At 43.5% G+C, this 21,636-nt stretch carries 19 protein-coding genes; 3 read left to right on the top strand and 16 right to left on the bottom strand.

Features of this window, described 5'->3' with window-relative positions:
* Positions 1–69: 69 nt before the first annotated feature.
* Positions 70–2,703, bottom strand: a complete 2,634-nt coding sequence (adhE, locus tag OCV65_RS08785) for a bifunctional acetaldehyde-CoA/alcohol dehydrogenase (RefSeq protein WP_262581734.1) — start codon at positions 2,701–2,703, stop codon at positions 70–72.
* A gap of 416 nt (positions 2,704–3,119) precedes the next feature.
* On the opposite strand from adhE, the gene OCV65_RS08780 reads away from it, so the two are divergent.
* The gene (locus OCV65_RS08780; protein ID WP_262581733.1) at positions 3,120–4,058 is read left to right on the top strand and encodes a D-2-hydroxyacid dehydrogenase; all 939 of its coding nucleotides are present in this window, start codon (positions 3,120–3,122) and stop codon (positions 4,056–4,058) included.
* A 14-nt stretch (positions 4,059–4,072) separates the two neighbouring features.
* Here the strand turns inward: OCV65_RS08780 and lspA are convergent, their stop codons facing one another.
* From lspA to OCV65_RS08750, 6 genes are all read right to left on the bottom strand, one after another.
* Positions 4,073–4,543, bottom strand: coding sequence for a signal peptidase II (lspA, locus tag OCV65_RS08775; protein WP_262581732.1), 471 nt, complete (start codon positions 4,541–4,543; stop codon positions 4,073–4,075).
* Complete coding sequence (locus tag OCV65_RS08770; RefSeq protein ID WP_262581731.1) at positions 4,543–4,884, bottom strand: hypothetical protein; 342 nt, start codon at positions 4,882–4,884, stop codon at positions 4,543–4,545. The genes lspA and OCV65_RS08770 overlap by 1 nt, the downstream gene beginning before the upstream one ends.
* Positions 4,885–4,914: 30 nt before the next feature.
* Positions 4,915–6,621 (bottom strand): S8 family peptidase, encoded by a 1,707-nt coding sequence (locus OCV65_RS08765; RefSeq protein WP_262581730.1) that lies wholly within the window; start codon positions 6,619–6,621, stop codon positions 4,915–4,917.
* Positions 6,622–6,887: 266 nt separating this feature from the next.
* Positions 6,888–8,330: an ATP-dependent Clp protease ATP-binding subunit ClpX gene (gene clpX, locus OCV65_RS08760; protein WP_118383640.1), complete on the bottom strand. Its 1,443-nt coding sequence runs from the start codon at positions 8,328–8,330 to the stop codon at positions 6,888–6,890.
* Positions 8,331–8,345: 15 nt separating this feature from the next.
* Entirely contained in the window at positions 8,346–10,277 is a 1,932-nt protein-coding gene (gene ligA / locus OCV65_RS08755) for an NAD-dependent DNA ligase LigA (protein WP_262581747.1), read from the bottom strand.
* A 33-nt stretch (positions 10,278–10,310) separates the two neighbouring features.
* Positions 10,311–11,099 (bottom strand): pseudouridine synthase, encoded by a 789-nt coding sequence (locus tag OCV65_RS08750; protein WP_262581729.1) that lies wholly within the window; start codon positions 11,097–11,099, stop codon positions 10,311–10,313.
* Positions 11,100–11,292: 193 nt separating this feature from the next.
* On the opposite strand from OCV65_RS08750, the gene OCV65_RS08745 reads away from it, so the two are divergent.
* Positions 11,293–11,778 carry a DUF5721 family protein gene (locus OCV65_RS08745; RefSeq protein WP_262581728.1) on the top strand — a complete coding sequence of 162 codons (486 nt, stop codon included), beginning with the start codon at positions 11,293–11,295 and terminating at the stop codon, positions 11,776–11,778.
* Positions 11,779–11,848: 70 nt separating this feature from the next.
* Here the strand turns inward: OCV65_RS08745 and OCV65_RS08740 are convergent, their stop codons facing one another.
* From OCV65_RS08740 to OCV65_RS08705, 8 genes are all read right to left on the bottom strand, one after another.
* Positions 11,849–12,922, bottom strand: a complete 1,074-nt coding sequence (locus OCV65_RS08740; RefSeq protein ID WP_262581727.1) for a mannitol dehydrogenase family protein — start codon at positions 12,920–12,922, stop codon at positions 11,849–11,851.
* Positions 12,915–14,099 (bottom strand): mannitol dehydrogenase family protein, encoded by a 1,185-nt coding sequence (locus tag OCV65_RS08735; protein ID WP_262581726.1) that lies wholly within the window; start codon positions 14,097–14,099, stop codon positions 12,915–12,917. Before OCV65_RS08735 ends, OCV65_RS08740 begins: the two co-directional genes overlap by 8 nt.
* 75 nt (positions 14,100–14,174) lie before the next feature.
* Positions 14,175–14,822 carry a bifunctional 4-hydroxy-2-oxoglutarate aldolase/2-dehydro-3-deoxy-phosphogluconate aldolase gene (locus tag OCV65_RS08730; RefSeq protein ID WP_262581725.1) on the bottom strand — a complete coding sequence of 216 codons (648 nt, stop codon included), beginning with the start codon at positions 14,820–14,822 and terminating at the stop codon, positions 14,175–14,177.
* A gap of 24 nt (positions 14,823–14,846) precedes the next feature.
* Positions 14,847–15,320, bottom strand: a complete 474-nt coding sequence (locus OCV65_RS08725; protein WP_118383627.1) for a PTS sugar transporter subunit IIB — start codon at positions 15,318–15,320, stop codon at positions 14,847–14,849.
* 2 nt (positions 15,321–15,322) lie between these two features.
* Positions 15,323–16,258, bottom strand: a complete 936-nt coding sequence (locus OCV65_RS08720; protein WP_118383625.1) for a phosphoglycerate dehydrogenase — start codon at positions 16,256–16,258, stop codon at positions 15,323–15,325.
* Between the two features lie 13 nt (positions 16,259–16,271).
* The gene (locus OCV65_RS08715; RefSeq protein WP_262581724.1) at positions 16,272–17,117 is read right to left on the bottom strand and encodes a PTS system mannose/fructose/sorbose family transporter subunit IID; all 846 of its coding nucleotides are present in this window, start codon (positions 17,115–17,117) and stop codon (positions 16,272–16,274) included.
* 3 nt (positions 17,118–17,120) lie between these two features.
* Positions 17,121–17,882 carry a PTS mannose/fructose/sorbose/N-acetylgalactosamine transporter subunit IIC gene (locus OCV65_RS08710; protein WP_118383621.1) on the bottom strand — a complete coding sequence of 254 codons (762 nt, stop codon included), beginning with the start codon at positions 17,880–17,882 and terminating at the stop codon, positions 17,121–17,123.
* Between the two features lie 18 nt (positions 17,883–17,900).
* Positions 17,901–18,320 carry a PTS sugar transporter subunit IIA gene (locus OCV65_RS08705; RefSeq protein WP_262581723.1) on the bottom strand — a complete coding sequence of 140 codons (420 nt, stop codon included), beginning with the start codon at positions 18,318–18,320 and terminating at the stop codon, positions 17,901–17,903.
* Positions 18,321–18,640: 320 nt separating this feature from the next.
* Here OCV65_RS08705 and OCV65_RS08700 point away from each other — a divergent pair, with 320 nt between their 5' ends.
* Positions 18,641–21,091 carry a PRD domain-containing protein gene (locus OCV65_RS08700; RefSeq protein ID WP_262581722.1) on the top strand — a complete coding sequence of 817 codons (2,451 nt, stop codon included), beginning with the start codon at positions 18,641–18,643 and terminating at the stop codon, positions 21,089–21,091.
* Between the two features lie 55 nt (positions 21,092–21,146).
* Here the strand turns inward: OCV65_RS08700 and OCV65_RS08695 are convergent, their stop codons facing one another.
* The gene (locus OCV65_RS08695; protein ID WP_262581721.1) at positions 21,147–21,617 is read right to left on the bottom strand and encodes a zinc ribbon domain-containing protein; all 471 of its coding nucleotides are present in this window, start codon (positions 21,615–21,617) and stop codon (positions 21,147–21,149) included.
* Positions 21,618–21,636 lie beyond the last annotated feature (19 nt).

The following is a 21,636-nucleotide window of genomic DNA, read 5'->3' as shown; positions in this document are numbered from 1 at the left end:
AGAAAGGCACTACCGCTGATGCGGCAGTGCCTTTCTCTAATCTTATAAATATAACATATTTGGAGAAACTTATTTTCCTTCGTAGTACGCTTTCAGATAAATTTCCTTAATTTCTTTGAACAGAGGATATCTTGGGTTAGCACCTGTACACTGGTCATTGAATGCATTCTCTACCATTTCATCCAATGTAGCGAGGAAGTCTTCTTCCTTAATACCATATTCTTTAATTGTTCTCTTGATTCCAACTTTTTCTTTCAGTTCTGCGATAGCTTTGATGAAGTTATCAAATACTTCGTCATCATTCTTACCTGTTACGCCACAGAATCTTCCGAATTCAGCATATCTCTCTTTAGCCTTTGGATATGGATACTGAGAGAATGTTCCCATCTTAACCGGTGCCGGATCTGCATTGTATTTCATAACAAGCTCGATCAACAGTGCGTTAGCAATACCGTGTGGCAGGTGATGATATGCACCAAGCTTGTGTGCCATAGAGTGGCATACTCCCAGGAATGCATTGGCAAATGCCATACCAGCCATTGTAGATGCATTAGCCATTCCTTCTCTTGCGATTGGATCAGCAGCGCCCTTCTCGTATGCATCTGGCAGATATGTAAAGATGTTCTTACCAGCTTTGAGAGCCAGACCATCTGTGTAATCTGTAGCCATGATAGATACGTATGCTTCCAGAGCATGTGTCAGGGCATCGATACCAGATGCACTGGTCAGTCCCTTCGGCTGGGTCATCATGAAATCTGTATCTACGATTGCCATGTTCGGCAGAAGCTCGTAGTCAGCGATCGGCCATTTTGTACCTGTATCTGCATCTGTGATGATAGCAAATGGTGTAACCTCAGAACCTGTACCTGATGAAGTAGGAATTGCTACCATCATAGCTTTCTCGCCCATCTTCGGGAATGTGTATACTCTCTTACGGATATCCATGAAGTCCATAGCCAGGTCTTCGAAGTTGCACTCTGGATGCTCATACATGAGCCACATGATCTTCGCTGCGTCCATAGATGATCCACCGCCAAGAGCGATGATTACATCTGGCTGGAATGCCTTTAACTGCTCCAGACCTTTTCTTGCGATCTGAAGTGTCGGATCCGGTGCTACTTCATAGAAGCATGCATACTGAATGCCCATCTCATCAAGTTTATCAGTAATAGGAGCTGTCATACCGCTGCTGAACAGGAATCCGTCAGTTACGATAAACGCTTTTTTCTTATCATAATAATTCTTTAATTCATCCAGTGCTACTGGCAGGCAGCCCTTCTTAAAGTATACCTTCTGAGGTGTTCTGAACCACAGCATATTTTCTCTCCTTTCGGCAACGGTCTTGATGTTCAGCAGGTGTTTCGGACCTACGTTCTCTGATACAGAGTTGCCGCCGTAAGAGCCGCATCCCAATGTCAGTGACGGAGCTAATCCGAAGTTATAAAGGTCACCAATACCACCGTGAGAAGAAGGTGTGTTGATCAGAATACGGCAAGTCTTCATGCGTGCTGCATGCTCAGCCATCTTCTCTTTTTCATTTACATTGATGTACAGAGATGATGTATGTCCGTATCCACCGTCAGATACAAGCTGCTCAGCCATCTGAAGTGCGGTCTCATAATCTTTTGCTTTGTAAAGAGCAAGTACCGGAGACAGCTTCTCATGTGCAAATGGCTCTGATACATCTACAGATGTAACCTCACCAATCAGGATCTTGGTATCTGCAGGTACTTCAAATCCAGCTAATTTAGCAATCTCTGCTGCCGGCTGTCCTACGATCTTAGGATTAACGCTTCCTGCAGGTGTCAGGATAATCTCGCGTACCATATCGAGTTCTTTCTTATTAAGCATATGACATCCACGTTTGATAAACTCAGCGCGTACTTCGTCATAAATGTCTGCGATTGCTGTTACAGACTGCTCAGAAGCACAGATCATACCATTATCAAATGTCTTAGAATGGATGACTGAGTATACAGATTTCTGAATATCACAGCTTGAATCCATGATAACCGGTGTGTTACCAGGTCCTACACCAAGTGCCGGCTTTCCTGATGAGTAAGCTGCTCTTACCATTCCCGGACCACCTGTTGCAAGGATCTCATCTGCATTTGCCATGATCAGACCGGACATCTCAACTGTTGGCTCTTCCAGACAGTCGATGATACCTTCCGGTGCACCAGCTTTTACAGCTGCTTCTGCTACCAGCATAGCTGCTGCTCTTGTACATTTCTTAGCACGTGGATGTGGGCTGATGATGATTGCGTTTCTTGTCTTCAGACAGATCAATGTCTTGAAGATAGCTGTAGATGTCGGGTTCGTTGTAGGAATGATAGCTCCTACCAGGCCAACCGGCTCAGCGATCTTCTTAATACCATATGCCGGATCCTCTTCCAGAACACCACATGTCTGCAAGTGACGATATTTATTATAAGTATACTCTGCTGCGTAATGGTTCTTGATTACCTTATCTTCTACGATTCCCATTCCTGTCTCTTCGGCTGCCATCTTTGCCAGCGGAATACGTGCCTTATTAGCTGCCATAGCCGCTTCGAAAAAGATCTTATCAACCTGTTCCTGAGTGTATGTTGCGAAGATCTTCTGGGCCTCTTTCATCTTGGCCATCTTCTGCTCCAGCCATTCAGGTGTATTAACTTCTGGTGTGCTAACTTCCGGTGCTTTGATTTCTTCTTTCTTTGCCATAACTTCCTCCTTAATATGTATTTTTGTTTGGCTCTAATCTCTGACTGTATTGTGCCATATTATTTTGCAATTTTCAAGTCTTTTTTGTCAAATTTACTGACATTTTTGTGTCACACAGGTTAATTTTTTCACTACTTGTGAAATAATTATCTTTAAATAGTGTTTAGTAGTACTAATTACTACCATTCTTATCAATCACATTCCATCTTTTGTGTATTTTGTCAGTCAATTGACTTTTTTTATTTGTTTTTTTGGCTAATTATCAGTCTAAACTGCACACGTTTTTATACATTTTTAACAATCAGAGCGTGTTCTATTTTTATTCTTTTGTTCACATTTGCCTACACTCTATTTAGATTGACTATTCTGAAAAAGATGCGTTACAATGTATACGGAATTTTTTAGGAGGATAAGCCATGAAAATCGTTTTTTTAGAAGCACAGAGTATTGGAGATGACATTGATCTCTCCGGATTTGATGCTCTTGGAGAAGTCGTTAAATACCCAATCGCAACTGCCGAACAGACACCGGAACTGATTGCTGATGCAGATGTAGCCGTGCTCAGCAAGATCCCTGTCAACAAAGCCACCATAGGTGCAGCTAAGAACCTGAAGCTGGTCTGCCTGACTGCAACAGGAACCAACAATCTGGACAAGGATTATCTGGACAGCCACGGTATCGCATGGCGCAATGTAGCAGACTATTCTACCGAATCTGTGGCGCAGCATACATTTGCCATGCTCTTCTATCTGTTGGAAAAGCTCCGTTACTATGATGACTATGTGAAAGATGGAGCCTATACGCAAGACACCGTATTCACTCACTTCGATGAGCGTTTTTGCGAGATAAAAGGTAAAACCTGGGGAATCATAGGTCTTGGCAACATCGGACGCCGTGTAGCTGCGATTGCATCCGCATTTGGTGCCAATGTCATCTACGCTTCTGCATCCGGAAGAACGGCTCAGGACGGCTATCATCAGGTAGATTTGGACACCTTATATGCAGAATCCGATATTATCTCTGTACATGCACCATTGAATAAATATACAGAGAATCTTATTAATAAGGATGCCCTGAGCAAAATGAAATCAAGCTGTATCTTTATTAATGTTGGACGAGGACCGATCGTGGTCGAAGAAGATCTGGCTGACGCACTGGAGAACGGCGAGATTGCCGCTGCCGGACTGGATGTACTCCGCGTAGAACCAATGCTTGCCGATAATCCGTTAGGACGGATCAAAGACAGCAAAAAACTCCTGATCACTCCACACATTGCATGGGCAAGTGTAGAGGCACGCACCAGACTGATGGACATCATCCTGGGACAGATCAAGGAGTTCTTTGATATAAAATAAGCTGCCGCTGATTATTAATTTTTATTCTGAAAAAATTCAGATAGTACAGTCATAACCGCACCTGCAAAGATAGCAAAGTCTCCCACATTATAGGTAATGGAAGAGAACTTTTCCCAGTGGGTGCGGATTCCTATATAATCCACTACTTTTCCGTGTCTGACACGATCGACAAAGTTACTGAGCGCACCACCAGTCATACACATCATGCCAAGCTTCAGCAGATGTCTGCCTTTCTGATGAAGTAAGATAAAATCATACGCCACGACTGCTGCCACCGCTGATGTGGTCAGCATCCGCATAGTCTTCGGCTGATCCTGCAGCAGGTTAAACGCCACTCCCCGGTTATACACCTTGCGGATAGAAAATGGCGTACCGGAGAGTTTTTTCTCCTCACCTGGTTTTACACATTTCTCTACGCGGCTCTTCAGATAAAGATCCATTCCACAGATAACTGCTGCAACTGCCGGATATAGTCTGGACTTCATTATTCTTCTGAGGTCTCTTCAAAAACCTCTTCCTCTTCCGTTGCATCCGCTGTAGCAACACCATTGATGCGGTCAATCTCTGCCTGAATCTTTGTAACTTCTTCATTTCTCTGATCAATCGCTTCACAAAGAGCTGCCATATCCGTATCAACAACTTCACCGTTACGATACTTTTCAAATAGGATTTTGCCGATATCCATATAATCTCTGTCATTTGCCCGACCCAGAAAGCGGATATCGCTCTTTCTCTTCTGTATCTCCAGTGTATCTTCTGCCTTCTTCCCCAGATCATTTGCTGTCTCTGAAAGTCTCTTTCCTAAATCATCAAAAAATCCTGCCATCTCTGTCATCCTTTCTTGTATATATACGTTTTATAACTCCCGAATCGTCCGCAGTGTCTCATAAAGATCCAATGCACCATATCCCCAGGCTTTATCTGGATACTCAATATCTGTCCGTTTTCTGGCACCTAATATAAAAAGTCCTTTGAGCTGCGTCGTATCATAACCTGCCGACCGCTTTTCCTGCTCCAACAGCCATTCCAGCAAAAGCGCACTCGCACCTGCTGCAATCGCTGTCCCGATGCTGGAACCGCTTCGCTCTGCGAATCTTCCTCCCGGCAACGCTCCGGTCACATTCACGCCCGGCACTGCAAAATCCGGCTTTACATTATTAAGTCTAGTATATCCTCTGCCTGAGTTAATATCAATACTATTCTCATCTCCATTATAGTAGGCTGCTGTGATCACCGAGCTCGTTGTCCCAGGTCCGGTAAGCGTTGTATCCGGATCAGACTCCAGAAAGATTACATTGCCTGTCAGGAACTCCTTCATCGGAAGCCACAGATGGAAAATCCCATCTGCCAGCCGCACCGGTTCTGCCACAATCCGCCAGATGCCAGGCACTGGCGCTAAAAAACGCATAAAGATCAGCTGTGCACTGTTAAATTTGGACAAAATCTGATTATATACCTGCACCGTCGTCTGTTCAAACAAAAAGCGAAAAGAAAACATGCCACTCTGCCTGACGGAGATTCGCGGAAGTACTTCCCCGGATGGTGAAATCACCGAAACAGCAATCAGATTCGGCAGTTCTGCCCACAGTTCCATTGAAAATGCATCTACACCTGTTCCGACCTGAAGTTCAATCTCTCTGCGTTCGGTAAGTGCCTCTATCTTTCCCTGATAATGATGCCTCTGGTTCGCTTCATTTCCGGTGCCGCTCACGATGATCTGATTGCTGGAGTTGGCATAGATCTGCAGCATAAAGTCCAACGAATTATTGCCATTGTGTCCGCCAAAACTGGTTCCCACCGCCAGACAGATCACCAATGGCATCTGATACCTCTGTGCAAGATTCCTGAGATACCGGATTCCCAGCATGATATCATTTTCCTGATAGCAGACCGACTCTCCTGCAATCGCGTAGAAATCTCTGAGATAGCGCTTGGCAGGCTTCAGTTTCACCATAGCAATCGTTGATTCCGGTGCCGCACCAAGGAATCTGCTCTCTGCATTTCCACTTCCGCATGCAAGACTCGCCACAAATGTCCCATGAGTAATGGTATCTTCTGACGGTACGATTACTTTCGGATTCTCACTTTGCAACGCCTGGTTAATCATTTCTTCCGTATATTCACTCCCATAGGAAAATCCATCCGGTACGGAACCATCCTGTATGGTCTGATCCCAGATTCTCACAATACGGGTACTCCCATCCAGCTTACGAAACACCGGGTTCGTATAATCAATCCCTGTATCCACAAAACCAATCATAATCCCCTCACCTGCCACATTCAGCGTTGGGTAATACTGTACCTGACTAATCCCTGCCTGGTTCATGACATCCATATCCAAAAGACCGTAACACTGTGGAACCGCATTATACACATACCGATCAAAATCAATGGGTTCCGCAATATTCTTATTCAGATATACGATCTCATATCCTGCCCCAACCTCCTGCGAACACACCTCCTCAGGAAGCGCAGGGAGGCTTATCCTTCCACCATCCGTTGACACAATAAAATCCCTATAATCATTCGACAATATCTGCGCCCTGCACATTTCCAGATCCATAAAAACACCTCATATACTTTTTGTAACTGTTCTGAGCCCCGCCCATACATTCGCAAAATCGCACGATAATTCGTGCTTTCTCACTGCTACGCAGCTAATTTTGCTCATGTACGGGCGGTGGCTCTATTCGAGCCACCTTGCACACAAGAAAAACTGTTATTCTCATGCATGCATGGCATAACAGTTTTTCTTGTGTTAAGGGGTTCTGAACAGCCACCTTTTAATTCAGTATACGAGGTATGTATATACAGTATGTATCTGAATAATTAGCCTTCCAGCTGTGGAAGTTCCTGACCGCGCAGCATGATCACCGGACCGCCGGTTCCTTCTATATAAGATCGGGTGATCACTACTTCACCAATGCTGTCATCCTTTGGAATCTCGTACATAATATCCAACATAAATTCCTCGATGATCGCACGAAGTGCACGGGCTCCTGTATTCTTCTTCACTGCTTTCTCTGCAATTGCACGAAGCGCATCATCCTCAAATTCCAGCTTTACTTCATCCAACGCCAGAAGCTTCTGATACTGCTTCAGGATGGCATTCTTAGGCTCTTTGAGAATCTTAACCAGCAGATCTTCATCCAATCCCTGGAGCGTAAATATAATTGGCAGACGACCGATAAACTCTGGGATCATACCAAATGCACGCAGATCTTCAATCGTTACTTTAGACAGAATATTCTTGTCATGGTCATATTTGTCTTTCAGCTCTGCATTAAATCCAATAGTTGCCTGTTTGGTCAAACGCTCTTTGATAATATTGTCCAGATCCGGAAATGCACCGCCACAGATAAATAAGATATTCTTGGTATTCACCGTAGTGAGCGGCACCATAGCATTCTTGCTGTTGGCTCCAACAGGAACTTCTACTTCACTGCCCTCTAATAACTTCAGCATGCCCTGCTGAACGGATTCACCGCTGACATCACGCTGGCTGGTATTCTTTTTCTTGGCAATCTTATCAATCTCATCGATGAAAATAATGCCCTGCTCTGCCTTCTCTACATCATTATCCGCTGCCGCCAGAAGCTTGGATACCACACTCTCAATATCATCACCGATATAGCCCGCTTCAGTCAGAGACGTTGCATCCGTGATCGCAAGCGGCACATCAAGAAGTTTCGCCAGTGTCTTGACCAGATATGTCTTACCGCAACCGGTAGGACCAATCATCAGCATGTTAGATTTCTCGATCTCAATATCATCCATCGTATCCGTTGCTACACGTTTGTAATGATTATATACTGCTACCGACATTGCTTTCTTGGCATATTCCTGTCCTACTACAAAGTCATCCAGCTTCGCCTTAATCTTATGCGGTGCCGGAATATCCTTGATATCCAGGATCGGCTTACGCTCTTCGCCTTCTTTTTTCTTCTTGATCTTTTGCTTCTTTGGGATCACATTCTCAAGATCATCCACACTGAACATCTGCACTCCCGGCATATTCAGAAGCTGGCTGTAATCCATCTGTCCGCCTGACATCATATCAAAGCTCTTCTGCATGCAGTCCGGACACACACTGATATGATTCGGCAGATCCATCATCTTGCCGGTCTGGCTTTCCGGTCTGTGACAGATGAAGCATACCTTTTCATATTCATCATCATCTTTCTTCTGATCTTCGACAACAACATCCTTGTCATCTACTTTTTCTACTTCATTTTCCAATTCATTATGATTCATATTATCTTTTTCTGACATTCGTTTTCTCCTAATTTATAACATCCTTAAAAAGTCTTCTTCCGTAATGATCGGAATACCCAAATCTTTCGCCTTTTTATTCTTGGAGGATGTAGATTCCACGTTATTATTGATCAGGTAATTGGTCTTGGATGTTACTGAACCAGTCACCTTGCCACCTTTGGATTCAATCAGTGCCTTTACCTCATTACGGTTAGCAAAATGCTCCACACTTCCGGTAATCACAAAGTTCATTCCGGCAAATGTCTGCTCGCCCACATCTTCCTGTTCTTCCGGTAACTTCACTTCCTTTAGAAGCTTTTCAAATAATTCCCGGTGCTCCGCATCTGCAAAATACGCCACATAATTACCTGCGATCACATCACCGATTCCATCAATCGCAGCCAGATCTTCTGCGGTCAGATCTATAACCCTCTCCGGGTTGTGTCCGATTTTCTTGCAGATCAGCTTCGCATTGGCAAGACCTATATTGGCAATTCCAAGTCCGTAGATCAGTCTCGGCAGTGTCGTCTCTCTTGCCTTCTCCACACTGGCGATCAGGTTATTATACGACTTCTCACCAAATCCATCCATCTCACAGATCTCCTCCCGATGCTGCTCCAGATGAAACAGGTCTGCGAAATCATGAATAAAACCTCTGGCTATAAACTTTTCCAATGTAGCTTCCGACAATCCATCAATGTTCAGCGCATCCCGGCTTACGAACAATGCGTAAGACTTCAGCTGCTTCGCCTGACATTCCGGATTGGTGCAATACAATGCTTTGGCGTTACTGATACTTCGGATCTCCGTGGCACCTCCGCACACCGGACAGACCTTCGGAATGTCTTTTACACCGCTTCTGGTCAGATTCTCTGCAATCTGCGGAATGATCATATTCGCCTTATAGACCTCGATCTGGTCTCCGATACCAAGCTCTAATTCTTCCATAATGCTGATATTATGAACACTGGCACGGCTCACAGTCGTACCTTCCAGTTCCACCGGATCAAAGATTGCTACCGGATTGATCAGTCCTGTTCTCGATGGGCTCCATTCAATCTCACGCAATATCGTCTTGCTCGTCTCATCTGCCCATTTAAAGGCAAATGAATCTCTCGGAAACTTCGATGTTCTGCCCAGAGACTGACCGTATGCTACATCATCATATATTAACACAAGTCCGTCAGACGGAAAATCATTCGACACGATTTTTTCCGAAAATTTAATAACTTCATTCGGTATCTCTTCCCGACTCACAACAATATGTTCTACTACTTCAAAACCCTGACTCGCAAGCCAGTCTAACTGCGCTGCTCTGGAATTATGGAAGTCTACACCCTCTGCCTGTACCAGCGCAAATCCGTAGAACTTCACATTACGCTTTGCTGTGATCTCGCTGTTTAACTGGCGGACTGATCCGCTGCACAGATTTCTCGGATTCTTATATTTGGCATCTACTTCTGCAATCTCTTCATTAATCTTTTCAAAATCTTTATATCCGATCACTGCCTCACCACGAAGAACCAGCTCACCCTTATACGGAATCTGCAGCGGCAGATTCTTGAATGTTCTGGCGTTAGCTGTAATAACCTCGCCAACTTCACCATTTCCTCTGGTAACCGCCTTCACAAGACCGCCGTCACGATAGGTTAATACAATGGTCAGCCCATCCATCTTCCAGGACATGACCACTTTCTGGTCTCCGGCAAATGCCTGCAGTCCGGCAACATCTTTTGTCTTATCCAATGACAGCATCGGACTCGGATGCCGTTCTTTTGGAAGCTCGCTTAATACTTCATATCCTACATTCACCGTCGGACTGGAAGACAACGTAACTCCGGTCTGAGCTTCCAGTGCCTGCAGCTCGTCATACAGTGCATCATATTCGTAATTGGACATAATCTCGTCCGCATCCTGATAATAGGCTTTCGCCGCCCGGTTCAGAAGCTCCACCAGCTCCTGCATTCTCCTGGTATCTGTATTATTATTCATAATCTTCTATCTTCCTCTTCCGCCCGGCGCATTCTCCGAGCCTTTCAATTCTTCATATAATTCATTCAGTTCCTCATCCGTAAGGCTCCGATATTCGCCTCGCTTCAGATTCCCCAGTTCGATATTCATAATACGCACACGCACAAGCTCTGTCACCTTATACCCCAGCGCCTCGCTCATCCGGCGGATCTGACGGTTCAGTCCCTGTGTCAGTACGATGCGGAACTTATATTTTCCAATCTTCTCTACCGTACACGGTCTGGTCACTGCATCCAGACCTTTTTCCTTATCCTGAATATGCACACCTGCTGCCATCTGTTCCACAAATTCATCCGTCACCGGCTTGTTCACAGTCACCTTGTATTCCTTCTCATGACGGTTGCCGGCGCGCATCATTTTATTAATGATGTCACCGTTATTGGTCATCAGAAGCAGTCCCTCCGAATCTTTGTCTAAGCGTCCTACATAAGTCACCCGTACCGGATAATCCAGAAAACGAATGATATTATTCTTCGTGCGCATGTCTTCCGTACAGACCACACCCGCCGGTTTATTCACTGCAAGCACTACCATGGCATTCTTTCCGCGGATCTCCTTCTTGCCAACTGTCACTGTCTGATTCGGCAACACCTTCATGCCGCAGGATGCCGTCACTCCATCTATCTTCACTTTACCGGCTTCGATCAACCGGTCTGCTTCACGCCGGGAACAAATGCCTGCATCGCTGATATACTTATTCAGACGGATGGGCTTCACTTCCCTGCGATTGTATTCTTCCTCAATTCGATTCTTCATATTCTATACCTTTGCTTCTATACTATATTAGAAATAATTTTCCATATAAAATTCACATTGTTCAATATCTCATTTTAAAGCATTTCTACATTTGGTTCAATGTTTTTAACTCATTTCTCTCTTTTCACACGAGGTTACATATGCTATAGTATTATCTAGCACTTAATCATTTCATTCGGAATGGAGAACTTCTATGATCAGCTTAACTTTAAATACAAAAAAATGCATGGCAGAGCTTCTGCTTCGGGAGACATTCGACTCTTTCCTGTTTATCGAAGGCTCGGTCACTACCTTTAATAAGTTCACTATCGACGGCTATATTCACAGCGATTTCTACGAAGACGATGCCCCAGCAGAATCCTACAGCTCCTGGAAATCACTTCGTGAATTTGTCTTTTCTATTATAAAAGGCAAGCGGACTCCGTTGGACTTTCACTTTGTATTCTCGCTGTCCGCAGATGCCGTCCGCACACTCATTGCAGAGAATGCGTTGGACTTTCAACCGGAATCTGTGCAGGGCTTATACCTGAACTTCCGATTTGACGGTTCCACACTCACTTGCGTGACCGGAACTTCATTGAAAGTATTTACCTTGGACAAATCACTTGATCATACATTTGATAAATGGGTGGAGAAATTTTTCACAGAACATGGAATAGAATATAATATAGCTTTATAACAGAGAAGATTCCATTGCAAAAAGAGCCGCGACTTCCGCCACGACTCTTTTTACATCTAGGAGAGATAATCTATTTCAGTATATCTGCTATGTCTTTTTTCTGTCCCAGTGCTTCCAGATCTTCTACGATCTCTTTCTGCCACTCTTCCGGCAGATCTGCAATATACTCTGCTTCTGTTTTCAGAAGAGTCTTGGTCATTTTTCCATAATATAATGCACTGGCTGCTGTCAGGAGCAGTTCCGGTGAGCTCTGGTCATGCTTACGCACGATAGCAAGTGGTGCCATGATTCGCTCGGTAGCACCAAGCTTACGGTCTACATCTCTTGCATTACGCTCAATACTGTCTACAATATTTCTGTTCTGGAATTTATCAACTGCCATATCTGAGAATTCCTTCTGCTCTTTGGCTGAAATATGATATTCTTCACAGATACAATGATTTAATGTCTTTAAGATTCCTTCGATACAGGATACAATCTCAGCATCATTGGCAGCATCACTGTAGACTTCATATTTCTTATAATATCCAAGGTAAGATACTACAGCTGAAATACAGTTGTATGTGTAGATCTTCCTCTGCATCAGTACGTCTAACTTTTCTTCAGCTACCATATTTTCATACGGAAGGGTATGTCCCAGTGCTACTACATCGTATGGCAGATAATCCAGGTTCTGGCTCAGGATATCCAGAGACCATTTTTCTCCGATGGTTGTACAGAATACAATGGCTTCTGCCAGATGTACTCTCTGATCTTCACAGAGCTCCATCAGATCCTGTTTTACATTAACACCATTCTCGGCAGTAAGGATATCGATATCATCCTTTGTACGCGCTTCCAGACCTTTTTTCAAGCTGACTGCTACATCTTTCAGATTCTTCTTACCAACACTTACCATGATCAGGTCTGCGTCTGCCATAGCCTGGATGCCGTCCTCTGAATCAATCAGATATGCATTGTAATTCTCCAGTGCCAGCGGTTTTCTCTCACCAGGTCCGAAAGATACATGATAACATGGCTCTGTCTGCAGTGAATGAATCAACTCTTCATCCTTATCCAGAAATGTGATGGATTCTGACTGAAAGAAACGATTCAGATAACCTCTTCCGGTCTGTCCTGCTCCGATAATTACTACATTACTCATGTCCTTTCACCATCCCCTGCTCTTTTAATTCTTCTACAGATTTTAATACTTCTGCATATAATGGCTCGTCTTTATCCATCTCGCATACATTCTGAAGTACATATTCAATGCCGTGTGTCTGACGCATCTCTTTCAGTTTCATAGCTGATTCATCTGTCGGTTCATCAAAATACAGTGCCTTTGCAATGGTATCGATTAATGTCTTCGGATAAATGCCATGCTTCAATGCCATACGACAAGGTGCTACCAGACGATCCTGCGGCCCAAGCTTACGGATCGGATCTTTTGCATGACGGATAACCTTGTCCACGATGACTTTGTCACAGTATTTTGCTCTTGCTTTCTTAGCAAATGCTTCCTGTTGCGCCGGATCTACACCAAGCTCTGCTTCCAGTGTCTGATTGATCTCTTTGTATGCACTGTCCAGAAGCTTCTGGATTTCCGGGCTGTTAGCTGCATCTGCAAGAATATCATATCCAAGTAAATATCCTGTGTATGCAATAACAGCATTGCTCGTGTTATTGGTATACATTTTCTGTGTCAGGAAATTACCAAAATGATCCATCAATTCTACACTCTTGATCTCCGGGATCTCGCCTTTTAACCTCGACTTATCAATTGGCAGATACCAGAAATTCTGTACCCATACATCCTGTGGATACTTCTTAGCCAGTTCTTCATCCGGCTGTGTAGCAGTACGCATCAGTACAGCTTCTGAGATTCCCACATATTCTTCAAATATCTTACAGTTTTCTTCGTTTAATGCTTCCATCAGCGGCTTCTTAAATGTCTCTGCTGCATCTTTCCAGTTCTCACATACGATAATGTTCTTCACTACTTTCTGCGCTCCATATGTGTTGATAATATCTGCAACACTCTGAGCTGCTGCCGGAAGGTGATTGCCACCTACAGATACAAATGCCAGATCTGCTTTGTAGAACTCATCGTAAATCTCTTTTTTAGAATCGTATGTAAATGCCTGAATACCTGTAACATCACTGTCTAATGATTCATCTCCGAGTACATGTACATGATACTGTTTCTTTTCATTCAACACATTTACAATTGGTTCAAATACATCTACAAAGGTAATTTCAAAATCACTAAGATAAAGTAATTGTCCGATAAATCCTCTCGCAATCTTACCCGCTCCAAATATAATCGCTTTCTTTTTCATGAATTTCCTCCAAATGTTTATATTTCCTGCAATTTTAGTAAACAAAAAAGTCAGCAGATGCTGACTTTTTTATCATTAGTTTTCTGATGCAATCTTCACAAATGTCTGTGCTCTTCTGGTCAGTTCATCGTAATTTCCTTCTGCGATTACTTTCTTATCAAGGAGTCGTCCGCTGATACCAGCTGCAGAATATCCTGCTTTCAGGAAATCTGCAAAATTCTCTTCATTCACACCTGCTGCTGCAAGGAATTTCACATGGTTAACAGGACCTTTGACATCCTTCAGATATCCGAGTCCAAGCCATCCTGCCGGGAAGATCTTCACGATATCTGCGCCAGCATCATGTGCATCCAGAATCTCAGACGGTGTCATTGCTCCCGGAATAGATACCAGACCGGCAGCCTTTGTAGCTTTGATTACATCAATATTTACATTCGGTGACAGGCAAAATTCTCCGCCTGCTTCTTTGGTAGCAATTACGTGCTCTACACAGGTTACAGTTCCTGATCCGACTTTCATGTCCGGAAACTCTTCTCTGATCATACGGATTGCACCACAGGTCTTCGCGATTGCGTCCGGATCTGCCTGGTCGAATGTTACTTCAGCCATACGGACTCCTCCTTTATGAAGAGCAGTGATCACCTTGCGGAGATCATCTCCATAATATCCACGACAGATTACCAATACCTTGTTGTCTTCAATAAATTTTACTACGTCACTCATTGTATTACGCGCCTTTCTTATAACCTATACATATTTTTCAACCAATTCCTCTGAATCCGATACTACAACACGGAAGAATACTTTGATTCCTTTGTCGATCAGATTTCTCAGATCCTGATTCTCAGCTTCGCTTGTGGAAATATTCTTATATAATGTCTTACGTCCTGCTTTAGCGCCAATACCGCCCACATTAACAGATTCAAGTTTCACGCCTGCATCTGCAAGAGCTACCAGAACGCCTGGTGTCTTAACCAAAACCAGGATTTTCTTTCCATCATCTTCACCCTTTAAATAATCGATTCCATCTGCCACGTTGAAAATCTCAAGGTTAATCTTTGCAGGCACACTGGATTTCATGATCATCTGGATAAATGCGTCTTTTGCCACACCGTCATCTATAATTACTACCTCATTTGCATCAGCGTGCTGAATCCACTGTGTCATTACCTGTCCGTGAATCAGACGGTCGTCAATTCTTGTCCATACAATATTTTTCATGATTATTCTCCTTTCTTAACACCGAAATACTCTAAAATGTGATCTACAGCTGTATTGGTCATCAGATTGATTGCCTCTACACTTACTGCAGCAGTATGCGGACTTAATACCACATTATCAAGGTTTTCAAATTTCTCATTGATATGCGGTTCCCCTTTAAATACGTCCGTACCATATCCGTATATTCGATGCTCTGCGAGTGCCTCAATCAGCGCCTCTTCATCTACCAGAGAAGCTCTGGCAGTATTGATCAGAACTGTATTCTTATTCATAGAAGCCAGTTCCTTTTCTCCAACTAATGGAGTTCCATCCGGATTTCCCGGAACATGAAGGGTAATAATATCTGCTTTTTTGAAAATCTCTTCCGGCTCCATAACCGTGATATCGTTTTCCTTACAGTAAGCTTCGTCTAAGAATTTGTCATATCCAAGAATCTTGCAGTCAAAACCTTTCAGTCTCTTTACTACCTGGCGTCCGATAGAACCAAGTCCGACAACGCCTACGGTCTTGTGGCACAAGTTGATACCAGTCTCTTTCTGCCATGTTCCCGCTTTCAGGTTCTTATCTACCGTGCTGATATGACGCATTACAGAAAGCATCAGTCCGATCGCATAATCTGCAACTGCTTCTGTGTTGCAGTTTCTTGTAATGGTAACTTCAATATTTCTCTTTTTAGCTTCTTCCAGATCGATGTTATCAATACCTACACCATAACGAGAAATGATCTTTAATTTATCTGCTTTCTCTAATACTTTTTTGCTAACTGTGTCTGAACCAAGGATGATTGCGTCTACACCAGGTACTTCACCCATCATTTCCTCTTCATTCATAATGTGATGATATCTGTTGCCGACTACCTCCCAGCCCAGAGACTCCATGAGTTCTCTGGGTTTGGAGTCAAATTTTCCAAAGCTGTTAGATGTAATTAATACCTTCATGTCTAAATGCCTCCTACAGAATGCCGATCAGTCCACCGACAATACCTACTACAAAAATACCAATGATTACTTTGTTGATGCTTACTTTCTTTTTACCAATCAACCAGAATACCAGCATAACTGCACAGAATGGGAGCAGGTTCAGGATTACGGAATCAAGGATATCTGCCTGAATGTTCAGAACCTTTTCTCCAAGTGTCAGTTCCAGTGGTGTACTTAACTTAACCGTATTGGCCGCCAACGCTCCGATTGTTACAGAACCCATCGTAGTGATGATAGTCATGATCTTCTCCATACGGTTACCCTGGAAGAATTCTGCTACGAAAGCAGTACCTTTGTCGTATACTTTCATGAACAGTGTGTGGCTGATACCCCAGTTAAGTGCCAGAGTAGCAAGCATATAAAAGATTGGTGCAAACAGATTACCTGCCTGTCCAAGTGCAATTGCGATAGATCCGATGATTGGGATCAATGTTCCCTGACGGAGTGTATCACCGATACCTGCCAGAGGTCCCATCAAACTTGTCTTGATAGCACTGATTGCCTGTCCGTCGATGTCAGCTCCGTTAGCTTTTTCTTCTTCCATAGCGATTGCTGCGCCAAGGATTACAGGTCCTACCAGAGCGAACTCTGAGTTGTAGAATTCCATGTGACGCTGGCAAGCTTCTGCTTTCTGCTCCGGATCATCCGCATACAATTTATCAATGATGTTTCTCATACCTGAGAAGAATCCAGGTGCCTGCAGTCTTTCATAACTACAGCAAGCCTGTGCATATGTTTCAAATGTCCAATATGCTTTATTCAAATCTTTTTTTGTCAAAGATACTTTCTTCTGTGTTTCCATTGTCTGCTCTCCCATTTTCTACACCTCCTGATCTTTAAATTTCAGTTCGCCGTATACGTATGCAAGGATACCAGCGAAGATTGCAATTACCAGCATTCCAAGTCCTGAATATGTCTGAAGGAAGAATCCAAGTACGAAGAAAAGAAGGATTCCTTTTCTTGTGTTCAGCATCTTCAGAAGCATTCCGATACCAATTGCCGGAAGGAGGCTACCGATTACGCTCAGGATGTGAAGTGGTGTTCCTGATAATGCATCGATTGCGCCCTGTACTGCTGCTGATCCAAGGTATACCATTGCGGCTACAGGAATTGTAGTTACCAGGCATGCGAAAATCTGGGTTGGCCATTTCTGCCAGAACGCCATTTTCTTTGTATCACCTGTCAGTGCGTATTTATCCATCTGGTGTACGAAGTAAATATTTACCGTCTGACGCAGTGTCCAAATCATTGTACCTGCGATACCAAGAGGTACTGCGATAGCGATTGCTGCCTCAGCAGAAGCTCCTGATGAAAGTGCAAGTGCGGTACCTACGATACCACCGATACCGGCATCCGCCGGAAGTGTTCCACCTGCGTTGATAAATCCAAGGTACAGTGTGTTGATTGTTGCACCGATGATAACGCCCTGTGTTACATCACCAAGGATCAAACCTGTGATTGCACCACACACGATTGGCTGACGGATAGATACACTACCAAGACCGGTTACCCACGGTGTTCCGTTGTTTGTCAGGTAATACAGTAAGCCTAACAGAATTGCCTGAAATATTGAAATATGCATAATTCTCTTCTCCTCCTTTTAGATCTGAATCTTGTCTTTTAAGTTAACGATGCCGTCCGGACCTGAGGTCAGGCAAGCGTTCTTGAGTTCTTCCAGGGTCATATAGGATGTACCGGATGCCGCTTCCAGAACCATCGGTAAATTAACTCCGGTAATACACTCCGCCTTCACTTCACTGCCTAATTCATAAAAGCTTCGTGCAGTTGCATTGTACGGGCTGCCTCCAAGCAGATCGGTCAGAACCAATACTCCATCTCCTCCTGACTGCTCTTCCAGTCGGACGATTGCGTCCTTGACTGTATCTTTCAGCGCGTCTATATCGTCACCATGATATAATCCGTAGCTCTCAACCAAAGGTGCTTCTCCCATGATCAGCTTTGCGCTTCCTACTAATGCATTTGCCAGATCACCATGTGTGACCAATAATAATGCTACCATCTAATTCTTCCCTCCTTCATTCTCCGGAATTATTGCAATAATCTCGATGAACACACTTTAGCACCCAACTATTTTTTTGTAAAATTTTAGGTTTTTTTACACACTGCGCCTTTTGTGTATCTTATCTTTTTCCGCCATTTTATGCTGTTTTTGACAACTTTGTTCTATTTTTCACGAATTTTGCAGTTGAATTTTTACAGTTTTTCATAGATAATACAAAGTACCGACACGGTAAATACACTTTCTGTGTTCGAATTACGCAATAATTTACACAGTTTTCTTTATACTTTTTTTATTTTTTTGCTCAGAAGGGAGACACCATGGAGAAAAAAGAACAGGTATATCAACATATTCGTAATGATACGATTACCAAATTAAAAGAAGAACAATTTGAATCGCTGGGTCTGGACACGCTGACGGTCAGCCTGGACCTGAAAATGAACCGTGCCAACATATCCAGACTTCTTAATCAGCTTTATAATGAAGGAAGACTGATCAAAACGGATTCGAGACCGGTATTCTTTATGGACCGGTCAGCACTGGACCGCTATGTAGAACACGCTTACATTCCTTCCATCATTCCAAAGGACAAGACAATCAAGGACTATCTGGCTACCGCCAATGCATCTGCATCCAAGGTACGGCAGGATCATATCAACACCTTTAACCGCTATATCACCAATCTTCGTCATTCAAAAATGGCAGAACCGGTGCGCAAGGCAAAGTCAGCAATCCTGTATCCTTCCGGACTGAACACACTAATCATCGGCGATAGAGGTACCGGACGTTTTCAATTTGCGAAGGCAATGTCCAATTATGCAAGAGATGCACATTTTATTGATGATAAGAAGAAGGTTCATATTGTCGAGTGTCTGAATTATAGCGGTGCTCCCGATAACACATTGCTTAAATTGCTGTTCGGTGAATACATTGCAAAAACGAACACCTGGAAGCGAGGACTTTTTCAACAGTCTTCCAATCATATTATCATTATGAATAATATCGACCAGCTGCCGTCAGGTGTGTTAAGTTCCCTGTACAATGCCATTTTGGATAAATCATTTTCACCGATCAATTCCAACAAGACGATTCCGTTGTCATCCCTGATCATTGCCACTGCATCCACAGCAGTTCTGAGAAATGACGGGGATTTACGCAGATGTTTTCCAATGTTTATCGATATGCCGAATCTGTATGAGCGATCCATTGTAGAAAAACTGGTGATCATCATGCAATATCTTCAGGATGAAGCACTCACAATTGACAAGACGATCCGTATTTCCAAGGACGCGCTGAGCTGTCTTACCATGTCTGAATATAGCGGAAACCTGGCGCATCAGCGTTCCGAGATCCGTCAGGCATGTGCCAGTGGTTATCAGCGGTATATCGAAGAGAATTCTATGTTTATCGACATCGATCTGGATGATCTGTCCACACCTGTGCTGGAGAATATCTTCAATGTCGACGATCACATTGCAGAGCTTAATGAAACACTGAACCTGTTCTCAACAGAATATTTCTTCTTTTCAGCACAGAAACTCAATCCAGAACTGCAGCTTCTGTATGATCTGGATCAGCCGAACAAGAATGATAACCCGTTGACCGTCCGCAAAGTTGGTGATGAGCTCATCAATCAGTGTATTAGTGATATTGAATCTGCTGCTAATTCACAGCTGAACAGCCTTCGGTCTGTCATGTTACAGTCGCTTTATGACACGATCCATCCGATCGTCCAGAATCATGCAATCTGTAAAAGCGAGAATCTGCTCTATGGTCTGCTTCTTCACATTTCCGGAGAGCTGAACAATCTAAAATCAGGCGTTACCTCTTCCACCGTCAGTCTGAATAACAAGATTGCCAGAGGAAGTGATTACGCCTATGCCAGCAGGATCTCCTCCACACTGAACGAAACAGATCACGTTAAGCTTCCGTCCATTGAAGTGGATTATATTGCGACATATCTGTACCTGTCTTCCCAGTGGATTGACAGACGATATATCCAGCTTCTGATCATTTCCTCCGGAAGAGAAATTTCCAGAAATTATGCTGATTTTATTAATGGTCAGAAGTTCAAAACCCATGCATCCTATATGACCGTATCAGAGGATGAACCGGCAGAAGCAATTATGCATGAAATTGCTGAGAAAATGCGCAAAATCGACCGTGGTCGAGGTGTTATCATCATCACTGACCAGTCAATTATTCCAAAACACAGTTCGCTGATTTCAAAACATTTTTCCGGCAAATACACGATCGTAGAGGATATGACGATTCAGAAGATCGTATCGATTGCAGAACACGTCGAATCTCTGGGTGCTACGATTCAGTCCTCCAATGCTTTTGATTCACTGACCACCGAACAGGTCACGGCAGAGACTTCGGTAGAGACACCGGCGCAGGAACTTCTTCAGAATATTCAGGAAAAGCTGCTGTCTGAATCGTTGGTCTTCCTGAATCCAGAAAAGGCATGCCAGGCTCTGTTCCATGTTCTGTTGAACATTTTGCAGGATCTGTCCATTCCGTATTCGGACGACCTGTTGATCAAATTCATTTTTCATACATCGTTTGCTTTGGAACGTTGTATAAGAAAAGAGCCGTTCGTCTATCCAAAAGCACGTATACTGATCAAACAGCATGCGACACTATTCAATGTATTGGAGAAAAATTTTGAGATCATCACTGAATTATTTTCCGTACAGATTCCTGCCAGTGAAATGGGATATGTTATAGAGATATTCCTGCCTTACTATCAGCAGAATGAAGAAAGTTAAGAGAACCTATAAAAGCCATAGCTCTGAGCCATGGCTTTTATCTTCTATAATTATTTTAATCATTCTTCACCGGAGTTCCGCAATTAGTACAGAATGCAGCGTCATCTTCCAGTGGCGTTCCGCAGGCGGCGCACACCTTTCCTGACGGATTCGGTGTAGCCGGTGCTGGCTCACGATTGATAGCTGTTCCGCAATTCACACAGAACTTCGCATTCGGGTCCAGTTTCTTACCACAGTTCGGACATACCTCAACCATTGAAAGTTGCTCAATCTGCTGCTTATTCGCCTCCATTGTCTGATAAAGCTGATCAATCTGTTCAATCAGATCCGGACATTTCTCTTCACACTCGTCTTTGTGATTTGCATAGTATCTTAATCCAATCTGATAGATAAGCTTCTCAACTTCTTTTTCCATAGATTTATTCGCATTATTCAGGCGATAAATCTCTGTCGTATCTTTCGCCTTCTTGCTCAGATCCTGACTTTTCTCTGTCAGGCTGTTCTTCACATCATCAAAAAAGCCCATGTTCCTGCCTCCATTTATT

It is taken from the genome of Dorea ammoniilytica, from assembly GCF_025567415.1.
In the GTDB taxonomy this organism is placed as follows: Bacteria; Bacillota; Clostridia; order Lachnospirales; family Lachnospiraceae; genus Claveliimonas; species Claveliimonas ammoniilytica.
Note: the sequence above shows the minus strand (reverse complement) of the source record. Positions and strands in the feature narration are given on the sequence as shown.